Origin of the sequence: Candidatus Pantoea formicae (assembly GCF_011752625.1) — a bacterium.
Classification (GTDB): domain Bacteria; phylum Pseudomonadota; class Gammaproteobacteria; order Enterobacterales; family Enterobacteriaceae; genus Pantoea; species Pantoea formicae.
The window spans coordinates 150,613-162,364 of sequence record NZ_VWXD01000007.1 but is presented as its reverse complement, the minus strand read 5'-3'; the positions used below and the strand labels follow the sequence as shown (position 1 = coordinate 162,364).

Genomic DNA, 11,752 nt, shown 5'->3' with positions numbered 1-11,752 from the left:
TTAACGGGCGAAAAAAAGCAGGAGGCGGCGAGCAACGATCTCGCTTTCCTCCCGGGCTTTTGTCCCGCCGTGTAACCGTCAGAGGACGGTCGGTCACTCTCGGACCAGCATCTTTCGACCGGAACCCTAGTGACCCATTGCAAATTGTCTGGCGACGTCGGTTACCCGCAATCGCTCCTGCATCTGTTTAAACACATTCAAAAAAAGTGCCAATATTTCAAAATATTGAAATTTAACACTATTTATCTGAACAACGCCTTTAACCTCTAGTGTATTGCACAGTCATGCAGCGCAGGCGCACCAACATGAAGCGCACCTTCCTCCGCGAATATTGATGCACCTCGCAGTTTTAAACGAAGCCCGAAAAAACTTTTACTTACTGTTCAAAGGGTTATTCCTGTCACGTGCCTGTCATCTTTGAACCAATTCAATATTGGTTCGCTTCTTGCCTAAGCTGATAAAGCCGATTGCTCAGCCTTTCATCAGTAAAAGTGCTGGTTAATCCGGGATTACCGATCTTTTTCTGATGCTTAAACAGGCGAACCAATCATGAGTCACACGTCAGATAGCGCCCGCAACTCCAGTTCTGCACTGGAGCAATTGCGCCAACTGATCCAGCAACAGGAGCAGCAGCCCGACCGCGCGCTGCCCACGGAACGTGAACTGGCGGAGCGTTTTGGCGTCGGACGCCGTGAGATCCGCCGCGCCCTCGACGTGCTGGAAGAGGAGGGACGTATCTGGCGCAAACAGGGCAAAGGCACCTTTGTTGGCCCGGCGGCACCGGTACAGCCGCTGGCGCTGCACGATCTGCCGCAGCAGTCGAACCTGCTGGAGGTGATGGAAGCCCGCTTGCAGCTGGAACCAGGATTGGCGCGGCTGGCCGCCCTGCGCGCCAGTAAAGAGCAGATTGCACTGATGAAGCGCCTGCTGGAACGCATGAATGGCATCACTGCCCCAGAGGATGGCGACCAGCACGAACTGTGGGACAGCGCCTTTCATCGCGCCATCGCCGAAGCCGCCGGAAATCGCTTGATGCTGGGATTATTCGATGCCGTGGATGCCGTGCGCCGCGATCCGGGCTGGCAACATCTGCGGGTGCAGGCGCGCACGCCCGCTCGCCTCAACAACTACGACGACCATCACCAGCGCCTGGTGAATCACATCGCGCAACGCCAGCCGCATGAAGCCGCTGCCGCAATGCGCGAACACTTACTGGCGCTGCAACAGGCGCTGCTTGAAGCGCTTTACAGCCATCAAGAGGAGACGCCATGAACGATCATCCGGTGCTTGCCGTTCGCAATCTGCGTGTGCAGTTTCGCGGTTCGCCCGTCACGGTATTGGACGACATCTCTCTGACGCTGCATGCCGGTGAGACGCTGGCACTGGTTGGGGAATCGGGCTGCGGCAAAAGCATCACCTCACTCACATTGATGGGCCTGCAACCCGCCAGCGCTGAGATTTTACAGGGCGAGATGCAGTTCGACGGGCGCAGCCTGCGCGATCTCAGCGCCAGCGACTACGCCAGCCTGCGCGGCAATCAGCTGGCGATGATTTTCCAGGAGCCAATGACCTCGCTCAACCCGGCCTTTACCCTAGGCGACCAGCTGAGTGAAGCAGTGATGCGCCATCGCCATGTTAATCGCCGCACCGCGATGGAAGCGGCACTGGCGATCCTGCAAAAAGTGCAAATCCCCGCGCCGGAGATGCGTCTGAAAGCCTATCCCCATCAACTGTCTGGTGGCATGCGCCAGCGTGTGATGATCGCCATGGCATTGATTAACAATCCAAAATTGCTGATCGCCGATGAGCCAACCACCGCGCTCGACGTCACCATTCAGGCACAGATTCTGGCGCTGCTGAATACCCTGAAGCAGGAAACCGGTACCGCCGTATTGATGATCACCCACGACCTGGGCGTGGTGGCCGAAGTCGCGCAGCGCGTCGCGGTGATGTACGCCGGTCAGGTGGTGGAAACCGGCAGCGTGGAAGCGATTTTCAACGATCCCCAGCATCCGTACACCATTGGTCTGATGGGGTCGATTCCCAGCCTGAGCGCGCGCAGCGGCGCCCTGGCGACAATTCCCGGCCAGGTTCCGCTGCCGGATAACATGCCTGCGGGCTGCCGCTTTGCCAATCGTTGCCCGTTTGCCGAACTCCGCTGTCAGCACAACCGCCCAGCACTGCGTGCACTGGCGAACGATCATCAGGTTGCCTGTTTCCGCGCCCCACTGGAACAGCATGTCACGCTGGGAGAGACCGCATGAAACCGATTTTAGAGTGCCGCGATTTAAGCAAAACCTTCGCCGGGCCCAACCGCTTACTCAAACGCAATCGCGGCGCCACGGCGGTGGATCGCGTGTCGTTACAGGTGATGCCGGGCGAAACGCTGGCCATTGTCGGCGAGTCAGGATCAGGCAAATCGACCTTGGGACGTTTGCTGCTGCGTCTGCTGGCCGCCAGCGCCGGGGAAGTACTCTACCAGGGTGAAAGCATTACCGATGCCAGCGGCGCACGCCTTAATCAACTACGCCGTGAACTGCAAATCATCTTTCAAGACCCCTTTGCCTCGCTGAATCCACGCATGACGGTGCAACAGATTGTCGGCGAGCCGCTGTGGCTGCATGAAAAACTGAGCCGAGAGGCGCGCCATGCTCGTGTTGCGGAACTGCTTCGCACCGTGGGTTTACCTGCGGCCTGGGCAGAGCGTTATCCGCACGAATTTTCCGGCGGTCAGCGTCAGCGTATCGGCATCGCCCGTGCCCTCGCCTCCCAACCCAAATTGCTGCTGGGCGATGAGCCAGTTTCCGCCTTAGACGTTTCCGTGCAGGCGCAGGTGGTGAATCTGCTGGAAAGCCTGAAACAGCAGTTTGGCCTGACGATGATCATCGTGGCGCACGGTCTGGCGGTGATTCGCCATATGAGCGATCGCGTGGCAGTGATGTACCTCGGACAGATTGTTGAAGTCGCCACCGTGGACGAGATTTTTGATGCGCCGCTGCACCCCTACACCCAAGCGCTGATCGCCTCCGCGCCGCAGATGCAACCGGGTGTCAGCCGCCAGATTCCGATGTTGCAGGGCGATCTGCCCAATCCAGCCAATCCGCCCAGTGGTTGTCGTTTTCACACCCGCTGCCCATGGGCGACATCGGATTGCCGTCAGTTTGAACCCATTAACCAAGTGCTGAGCGGTGGCCGCCAGATTGCCTGTCATCGCTGGCAAGAGATTAACCGCGATCGCAGCGTCATCGTGATTGCACCACCTTCTGCCGCCTTTTTACGTCGCCGCGCGCTGTTTGAGCAGGCGGTCAAGCAACAAGCCTAACCCTCTGGAGATTCGCCTGTGAAGAAAGCTCGTTTATCCTTACTCACGGCCTTAAGCGGCCTGCTCTTACTCGGTGCCAGTGCACACAGTCAGGCGGAAAGCGTGATTCGCATTGGCCTGGGAGCCGACCCGGACATGCTCGATCCGCATCTGGCGCGCACCTATTACGGACGTTTCGTGTTTGCGGCTATGTGCGACCGCTTGGTGGATGTGGATGAGAACCTGAAAGTGGTGCCCGGCCTGGCAACGGATTGGGCGTGGAGCGACGATGGCAAAACCCTGACTATGAACCTGCGCGAGGGAGTGACCTTCCAGGATGGCGAGAAGTTTGATGCAAACGCGGTGAAGTTCAATATCGAGCGCGCACTGACGCTGCCGGGCTCGCTGCGTAAAAGCGAAATATCCTCTATTGAAAGCGTGGAAGTGAGCGGGCCGATGCAGGTGAAATTCCACCTGAAAACACCGGATGCGGCGCTGCTCAGCCAGCTCACCGACCGCGCTGGCGCCATGCTGGCAACGGAAGCGGCCAAAAAACCAGATTTCGCGACGCATCCTGTCTGCTCCGGTCCGTATCAGTTTTCCAGCCGCGTGCAGCAGGACCGTATCGTGCTAACCCGCTTTGAAAACTACTGGAACAAAAGCGCATACCACTTCGATAAAGTGATTTTCCTGCCGATCCCGGATGCCTCAGTGCGTCTCGCCAACCTGCGCGCAGGCGATCTCGACCTGACGGAAGGCGTCGCGGCCAGCGATGTGAAAACGGTAGAAGGCGACAGCAAGTTGGCGCTGGCCAAAGTCACCGGCCTCGGCTATCAGGGCATCACTTTCAATATCAATAACGGCAAGGCAGACGCCAACAGTCCGCTGAAAGATCCGCGTGTACGCGAAGCCTTCTCGCTGGCAATTGACCGCGACGCGCTGAATCAGGTGGCGTTTGAAGGGTTATATACCCCGTCCAACCAGGCGTTTTCACCGGTCAGTCCCTATCACGTCAACACCCCAATCAGTACACGCGATGTGGAGAAAGCCAAAGCGTTGCTGAAGGCGGCGGGTGTCACCACGCCGCTCAATCTAACGCTGCTGGTCACCAACAACCCAACCGCACAGCAGGTCGGCCAGGTGATTCAGGCGATGGTCGGTGAAGCGGGCATTAACCTCAACTTGCAGATGAGTGAGTTCGCCAGCTTGCTGGATCGTCAGCAGCGTGGCGATTACCAGCTCAGCTTATCCGGCTGGTCCGGCCGTCCCGATCCCGACGGCAGCATCTACTCGTTTATCAACAGCAAAGGCACGCTCAACGACGGTCGCTACAGCAATGCCCAGGTTGATGAGTGGTTGAGTGCCGCACGCCTCACCAACGATCAGGCGCAGCGTCAGGCGCTGTACACCAAGGTGGTGAATCAGCTGCAAACCGATATGCCGATTGCCTATCTCTACTTCGAGCCGCGCATCTTTGGCATGACAAAAAAACTGCAGGGCTTTAAAGCCTGGCCTGATGGTCTGGTACGCCTCGCGGGTGTGAGCCTGGCGCAGTAAACCGCTGAGGAGCGATGATGCTGGAACTGATTGTTAAACGCTTATTGCTGGCGATCCCCACGCTGCTGCTGGTGAGCATCATGGTGTTTGCGCTGCAAAAGCTGCTGCCGGGCGATCCGGTGCTGGCGATGGCGGGTGAGGAGCGCGATCCCGCGGTCATCGCACAGCTGCGGGCGGAATATCACCTGGATGATCCGATTCCCACGCAGTATTTCTCGTGGATCGGCAATGCGCTGAAGGGGGATCTGGGCATGTCACTGCGCACCAAAGAGCCGGTGACTTCGCTGATCGCCAGTAAGTTACCGGTAACGCTGGAGCTGTCGCTGCTGGCGATGGTGATTGCGCTGGGGATTGGCATCAGCATGGGCATTATCGCGGCGGTGCGCAAAGACACCTGGGTCGATCACACCACCAATTTTGTCGCGCTCTCCGGCATATCGGTGCCGCATTTCTGGCTAGGCATTCTGCTGATCCTGCTGTTTTCCGTGCATCTGCAATGGTTACCGGCCTCCGGCTTTGTACCCATCAGTGAAGATGTGGCGCAGAACCTGAAAACGCTGCTGCTGCCCGCTTTAGTGCTAGGGACTGGCCTCGCCGCCACACTGATGCGCCATACACGAGCATCGATGATCAGCGTGCTAAAGGCTGATTACATCCGCACCGCGCGCGCCAAAGGTCTGCTGGCCCCCAAAGTGGTGCTGAAGCATGCCTTCCGTAACGCGCTGATGCCGATCGTCACGCTCACCACCTTGCTGTTTGGTGAGCTGCTGGGCGGTGCGGTGTTAACCGAGCAGGTTTTCACCCTACCCGGTTTCGGCAAGATGATTGTCGATGCGGTGTTTAACCGTGATTACGCGGTGGTTCAGGGCGTGGTGCTGGTGGTGGCGATCGGCTTCCTGCTGCTGAACCTGCTGGCCGATGTGCTCTATCTGTTAATTAACCCGAAAATGCGAGGCTAACCATGAGCGAGGTGTTAACAGCAGGCGCAGTGCCTGCGGTTGCAAAGCCCAACCGCCGGGTGCTGAAGAAATTTCTGCGTAATAAGAGCGCGCTGATCGGCACAGTGATCGTGCTGCTGTTTGTAGCCGTGGCGTTGCTGGCCCCTTGGTTGGCACCGGCCGACCCGATCAAGGCAAACTTCCTTGCCGTGCGCAAAGCCCCTTCCGCGCTGTTCTGGTTGGGTACCGATGAGCTGGGCCGCGATATTCTGTCGCGTCTGATTTGGGGGGCGCGCACCTCACTGCTGGCAGGCTGCATCTCCGTGATGATTGCCATTTTGATTGGTGTGCCGCTGGGCTTAATTGCCGGTTACTGGCAGGGCTGGTGCGATGGCATTATCTCGCGCTTTATCGAAGCGCTGCTGGCCTGCCCGTTTCTGATTCTGGCGATTGCGTTGGGTGCGTTTCTTGGGCCGAGTTTATCCAATGCGATGATCGCCATTGGGCTTTCCGCCATGCCGATCTTTGCCCGTTTGACGCGCGGCCAGGTGATTGCCATCCGCCATGAAGAGTATATCGACGGGGCGCGCGCCATCGGTTTGCCGGACCGCTGGATCATCCTGCGTTATGTGTTGCCCAACGTGCTGTCACCGATTCTGGTGCAGGCCACGCTGGCGATTGCTTCCGCCATTATTACCGAAGCCAGCCTGTCATTCCTCGGACTCGGCCAACAGCCGCCCTCACCTTCCTGGGGCGCGATGCTGAACACCGCTAAGGGCTATCTGGAACAGGCACCCTGGATGTCGATTTTCCCTGGGCTGGCGATTTTTCTCACCGTGCAGGGCTTCAATCTGCTGGGTGACGGACTGCGCGACGCGCTTGATCCGCGCAATGACTCACATTAAGGAACCGTTATGAGCGATTTGGATTTCAACGTTAGTTATGCCTCGCACCGCGCCCCAATGATGGGCCGCAATGCGGTCGCCACGTCACAGCCGCTGGCCGCACAGGCGGGGATGCGCATGTTGCAACAGGGCGGTAATGCAGTGGATGCAGCGATTGCCAGCGCGATGGCGCTGACGGTGCTGGAACCGACTGGCAACGGCATCGGCAGCGATGCATTTGCCATTATCTGGGATGGAAAAGAGCTGCATGGCTTAAATGCCTCCGGCCGATCCCCCGCCAGCTGGAATGCAGAACGCTTTGCAGGACAGAGCACCATGCCTGAAATCGGTTGGGAAGCGGTGACCGTGCCAGGTGCGGTTTCTGCCTGGGTCACGCTGGCAGAACGCTTTGCCACCTTGCCGCTGACCACGCTGGCGCAACCGGCCATTGAATATGCGCGTGACGGCTTCCCGGTTTCGCCGCTGATCGCCCATCTTTGGCAACGCGGCTACAACAAACTGAAATCCCAGCCAGGCTTTACCGAGTGCTTTGCGCCAGACGGCCAACCGCCGCGTGCCGGGGAACTGTTCCGTAACCCAGCGCAGGCCGCGACGTTACAGAAAATCGCCGAAACCAAGGGTGAAGCCTTCTATCGGGGTGAGCTGGCCGAGAAAATAGTGGCATTTGCCGAGCAGCACGGCGCAGCGCTCAGCATGGCCGATCTCAACAACCATCGTGCCGATTGGGTGGATCTGCTATCACGCCCGTTTGCCAAGGGTTCGGTGCAGGAGCTCCCGCCCAACGGTCAGGGCATCGCGACCTTGATTGCGCTCGGCATTCTGGAGCAGTGGGACATCGGCAGCTACACGCCGGATTCCGTGCCGTGGCTGCACTTGTCGATTGAAGCGATGAAGCTGGCGCTGGTCGATTTGGATCGTTACGTCACCGATTACGACCATCTGGAATTTCCAGCAGAGTTGCTGCTCAGCGACAGCTACCTCAAGCAGCGCGCTCAGCTGATCAATCCTGACCAGGCCGGGGATTTTACCTTCGGTTCACCGCAGCAGAGCGGCACCGTATATCTGTCGACCGCCGATGCCAGCGGCATGATGGTGTCGTTTATTCAGTCCAACTACATGGGCTTTGGTTCGGGCGTGGTGGTGCCAGGCACCGGCATCAGCTTGCAGAATCGCGGTTGCGGCTTCTCACTTGATCCGCAGCATCCGAACGTGGTGGCCGGCAGCAAACGTCCGTTCCACACCATTATTCCGGCGTTTGCGCTGGATGCGGCGGGACAGCCATTGATGTCGTTTGGCGTGATGGGCGGCCCGATGCAGGCGCAGGGGCATCTGCAACTGGCGCTGCGCATCATGCAGCACAAGCAGAATCCGCAGGCAGCCATTGATGCACCGCGCTGGCGCGTCGAGCAAGGTCGCGCAGTGGTGGTTGAACCGGGTATCGACCGTAACGTGCTGGCGAAACTGCGCGAAATGGGTCACCAGATTACGGTGGAAGATCCGCTGCAAAGCTATAACTTCGGCGGGGCACAGGCGATTGTGCGTGACCCGCAGGGCTTCTACATTGCCGCCACTGAAAGCCGAAAGGATGGGCAAGCACTGGTGTTCTAAATCGCCACCGCACCTGCGTCTTATCAGCGCAAACAGGCTGATGCGGCTGGGTGTTTATGGCTTTTAGGGCTGCCCGCAATCGCACATTTCTTTTATTACCCTCATTCGGCGCACCAGAGTGCGCCTTTTCCCACCGTTTGCCGCGCCTCAACCCGTTGTACACACCAGGCCATTGCACTATTCTTTAGGACCATCCCCACCGAATCGAATTTAGTTAGCCATAACAGGAGTTCAACATGGCGTCAGGATTATCCCGCATCTGGATGCGTACCGGCATGCTTATGATCAGCGCACTGGTTGTGCTGCAACTTACCGCCTGTGGCGATAAAGAAGGCGATCAGCGTAAAGCTTTCACCGATTTCCTGCAGAACACCGCGATGCGTAGCGGCGAACATCTGCCAAGCCTGAGCGAAAACCAGAAGCAGACTTTCGGTAACTACGCCAGCGACTACGCCATTTTGTATGGCTTCTCACAGCAGGCCAATCAGGCGGTTGAACAAGGTATGCGACCCGTGGTTGATGAACTGGCTGCGATTCGCGTGCCTCAGGATTATTTGACGCGTCGTGACAGTCTGCGTCAGGCGAGTGGCAATCTGAGCGTGCTGTCACAGCAGATTCAGAGCGCGAAAATGCAGGCCGACAGCAGCAAAGCCACACTTAAGCAGCCAGACGATCTGAAGAAAGTTTATGACAGCCTCTATGCCAAAGTGGTCACGCAACCTGCTGGCACCTTGATTCCGCTTCTGCCACAGCTGCAAGCGCTGAGTCAGGCTGCGGTACAAACGGGTGACTATCTGCAATCACAGGGTACCCGTGTGACCTTCAACGATAGCGGTGTGCAGTTCCCGACCCAGGAACAGGCCACGCAGTACAATACCTTAATGAGCAACCTTTCCAGCAACGCACAGGCGCTGACTCAAGCGCAAAATGCCGTGCAGGGTGGTTTGTAACCTCAGGCTTTAGTGACTTCGCGGGCGACCTCAAGGTCGCCTCTACAGCCGTTAATATCGCGGCTGTTTTTTCAGATTTTTCGTCACTTCCTTACAGCTCGGTTTTCTGCTTCACCATTGTGTGATCTGGCGCATTTTCAACCAAAAATTGTTTGTGATCCAAATCACATTTATGAAACAAATCGAACAGCCCTAATGGTGACTTAAGTCACATTTATCACCTTGTTTTGCTTATATTTTAGCCATCGTACTTTTCTTACACTCTAATTGTGTGATCAACATCACCTTATAGCCCCCTCATCACCCCAATTTATAGTGATCTGCATCACACTTACCCCGGATGCTACGCAGCGTAATAAACTAGTGCTAGAGTCCGCGTGCATACAGTGATGCCACGGCCCGCGCCGGAACGGCTCAATAAAAGTCTTAACAAAAACAACCGCGCTCTTATTGCAGCGCGTCTCAATAAGGGGTGGGTTTATGTCCTCATCAGCGAAGGTCAAGGTTCAGAGCTTTGGTCGCTTTCTGAGTAACATGGTGATGCCTAACATCGGTGCGTTTATCGCCTGGGGTATCATCACTGCACTGTTCATCCCAACCGGATGGATTCCAAATGCAACGCTGGCGAAGCTCGTCGGCCCAATGATCACTTACCTGCTGCCATTGTTGATCGGTTTCACCGGTGGACGCTTGGTAGGCGGCGATCGCGGCGGCGTGGTGGGTGCCATTACGACCATGGGCGTGATCGTCGGTGCGGATATGCCGATGTTCCTCGGCGCGATGATTGCCGGTCCGCTGGGCGGCTGGGCGATCAAAACCTTTGACCGTATGGTTGATGGTAAGATCAAAAGCGGCTTCGAGATGCTGGTTAACAACTTCTCTGCCGGTATCATCGGTATGTTGCTGGCGCTGCTGGCGTTCATCGGCATCGGTCCATTAGTTGAAGGTCTGTCACACATCCTTGCGGCGGGCGTAAACCTGATGGTGCAGAACAACCTGCTGCCACTGACCTCTATCTTTGTTGAACCGGCCAAAATCCTGTTCCTCAATAACGCCATCAACCACGGTATCTTCTCTCCACTGGGTATCCAGCAGGCGAGCGAAGCCGGTAAATCTATCTTCTTCCTGATTGAAGCGAACCCAGGTCCGGGTATGGGCGTTCTGGTTGCCTACATGATTTTTGGTCGCGGAAGCGCCAAACAGTCTGCTGGCGGTGCAGCGATCATCCACTTCCTTGGTGGTATCCACGAAATTTACTTCCCGTACGTACTGATGGCGCCACGTCTGCTGTTGGCGGTAATCCTCGGTGGTATGACCGGTGTGTTCACCCTGACCGTACTGAACGGTGGTCTGGTGTCTCCTGCTTCTCCAGGTTCAATCCTGGCAGTACTGGCAATGACACCTAAAGGCGCTTACTTCGCTAACATCGCTGCCATCATTGCTGCGTTTGCGGTCTCCTTCGTGGTCTCTTCAATCCTGCTGAAAACCAGCAAAGTGAAAGAAGATGATGATATCGAAGCCGCTACCCAGCGTATGCGTGACATGAAAGCACAGTCAAAAGGCCAGGCCGTTGCCGGTTCTCCGATTATTGCCGATGCCAACAGCGTTGACGTGAGCCACGTGCGTAAAATCATTGTGGCCTGTGATGCCGGTATGGGTTCCAGCGCCATGGGTGCAGGTGTGCTGCGTAAGAAAGTGCAGGATGCCGGTCTGAGCAACATCTCAGTGACCAACAGCGCAATTAACTCGCTGCCGGGCGACGTCGATTTGGTGATTACCCACCGCGATCTGACCGAGCGCGCTATGCGTCAGGCGCCACAGGCTCAGCACATTTCACTGAACAACTTCCTTGATAGCGCGCTTTACAGCAACCTGACCGAGCGTCTGGTGGCGGCAAATCGCAGCGAAGCGCATCGTGAAACCGTGCAGACCACCTTGGCTGACAGCTATGACGACGGCAGTTCACATCTGTTCAAACTGGGCGCGGACAACGTGTTCCTCGGCTTGAGTGCCAGCAACAAAGAGCAGGCGATTCGCTTTGCCGGTGAGCAGTTGGTGAAAGGCGGTTACGTTCAGCCAGAATATGTTGAAGCGATGCTGGAGCGTGAGAAGCTGACTCCAACCTATCTGGGTGAGTCTATCGCCGTTCCACACGGTACTGTGGAAGCAAAAGATCGTGTGCTGAAAACCGGCGTGGTGTTCTGCCAGTATCCGGCGGGTGTGCTGTTTGGTGAAGATGCGGATGACGTGGCTCGCCTGGTAATTGGTATTGCGGCTCGCAATAACGAACACATCCAAGTGATTACCAGCCTGACTAACGCGTTGGATGATGACAGCGTGATCGAGAAGCTGGCGAATACCACCAGCGTGCAGGAAGTGCTGGAATTGTTGTCACCTAAAGCGTAAATCGCGTTTTAACTTCCCTGGGGCGGGCAAGCCCGTCCCACTTATCCGGGGCGGATTTGCCCGCCCTTTCGTCATTTGATATGGGTC

9 protein-coding genes and 1 riboswitch are annotated in these 11,752 nt (G+C 57.0%); all 9 genes read left to right on the top strand.

The features are described from left to right. Positions 1–46 precede the first annotated feature (46 nt). Positions 47–141: riboswitch (guanidine-I (ykkC/yxkD leader) on the bottom strand. A gap of 408 nt (positions 142–549) precedes the next feature. The 9 genes from F3J38_RS19715 (at position 550) to F3J38_RS19675 (ending at position 11,665) form a co-directional block, all read left to right on the top strand. Then, positions 550–1,272 (top strand): FadR/GntR family transcriptional regulator, encoded by a 723-nt coding sequence (locus F3J38_RS19715; RefSeq protein WP_167141170.1) that lies wholly within the window; start codon positions 550–552, stop codon positions 1,270–1,272. Continuing rightward, complete coding sequence (locus F3J38_RS19710) at positions 1,269–2,264, top strand: ABC transporter ATP-binding protein (RefSeq protein WP_167141168.1); 996 nt, start codon at positions 1,269–1,271, stop codon at positions 2,262–2,264. The genes F3J38_RS19715 and F3J38_RS19710 overlap by 4 nt, the downstream gene beginning before the upstream one ends. Continuing rightward, positions 2,261–3,322 (top strand): ABC transporter ATP-binding protein, encoded by a 1,062-nt coding sequence (locus F3J38_RS19705; protein WP_167141166.1) that lies wholly within the window; start codon positions 2,261–2,263, stop codon positions 3,320–3,322. The genes F3J38_RS19710 and F3J38_RS19705 overlap by 4 nt, the downstream gene beginning before the upstream one ends. 18 nt (positions 3,323–3,340) lie before the next feature. Then, positions 3,341–4,858, top strand: a complete 1,518-nt coding sequence (locus tag F3J38_RS19700; protein WP_167141164.1) for an ABC transporter substrate-binding protein — start codon at positions 3,341–3,343, stop codon at positions 4,856–4,858. Positions 4,859–4,875: 17 nt separating this feature from the next. Beyond that, positions 4,876–5,817: an ABC transporter permease gene (locus F3J38_RS19695; protein WP_034827746.1), complete on the top strand. Its 942-nt coding sequence runs from the start codon at positions 4,876–4,878 to the stop codon at positions 5,815–5,817. 2 nt (positions 5,818–5,819) lie between these two features. After that, positions 5,820–6,701, top strand: coding sequence for an ABC transporter permease (locus F3J38_RS19690; RefSeq protein ID WP_167141162.1), 882 nt, complete (start codon positions 5,820–5,822; stop codon positions 6,699–6,701). Between the two features lie 9 nt (positions 6,702–6,710). Then, the gene (locus tag F3J38_RS19685; RefSeq protein ID WP_167141160.1) at positions 6,711–8,309 is read left to right on the top strand and encodes a gamma-glutamyltransferase family protein; all 1,599 of its coding nucleotides are present in this window, start codon (positions 6,711–6,713) and stop codon (positions 8,307–8,309) included. Positions 8,310–8,545: 236 nt separating this feature from the next. After that, positions 8,546–9,259: a DUF3053 domain-containing protein gene (locus F3J38_RS19680; RefSeq protein ID WP_167141158.1), complete on the top strand. Its 714-nt coding sequence runs from the start codon at positions 8,546–8,548 to the stop codon at positions 9,257–9,259. Positions 9,260–9,739: 480 nt separating this feature from the next. Next, positions 9,740–11,665, top strand: coding sequence for a PTS mannitol transporter subunit IICBA (locus F3J38_RS19675; RefSeq protein WP_167141156.1), 1,926 nt, complete (start codon positions 9,740–9,742; stop codon positions 11,663–11,665). Positions 11,666–11,752 lie beyond the last annotated feature (87 nt).